This window comes from Ruegeria sp. AH12, from assembly GCF_056541465.1.
Genome location: NZ_JBQFYL010000231.1, coordinates 1 through 522, shown reverse-complemented (window position 1 = coordinate 522; position 522 = coordinate 1). Strand labels below are relative to the sequence as shown.

Sequence of the window (522 nt, the reverse complement as noted above, 5' to 3'; positions counted from 1 at the left end):
CCTCAGGGCTTGAGCAGCGGACCTATCTGTCACCTCTTATCTTCGGTAACACTGGGAATCTGGGCCTGCCTTTGTGCATCTTTGCCTTTGGGCAGGCTGGGTTGGGTTTCGCGGTGATCTTTTTGGCCGTTACCGCTCTGTTTTCTTTTACCTACGGTATCTATCTGGTCGCGGGGCGCGGCGCCTTTGGCAAGGTTCTGCGCGAGCCGATGGTCTGGGCCACGCTGCTGGGGGCATTGTTTCTGTGGCGTGGATGGCAGACGCCACTGTTTCTAACCAACACGCTGGAACTGTTGGGCCAGATGGCGGTGCCTATGATGCTGATCACCCTTGGGGTCGCGATTGCACGCCTGACAACACAGAAGCTGCAACAGGCTATATGGTTGTCCCTGCTGAAACTCGCGGTGTGCTTCGGGTTGGGCTGGGCTCTTGCCATCAGTTTTGGACTGGGTCCTGTAGCCTTCGGAGTTCTGGTTTTGCAAATGTGTGCGCCGGTCGCCGTCACCTCATACCTGCTGGCAG

General features: G+C 57.5%; 1 protein-coding gene. It reads left to right on the top strand.

What is annotated here, in order from left to right; all coding sequences use genetic code 11:
* On the top strand, positions 1-522 hold a 522-nt coding region (locus ACR0EL_RS22795), incomplete at both ends, for an AEC family transporter (protein WP_480502398.1).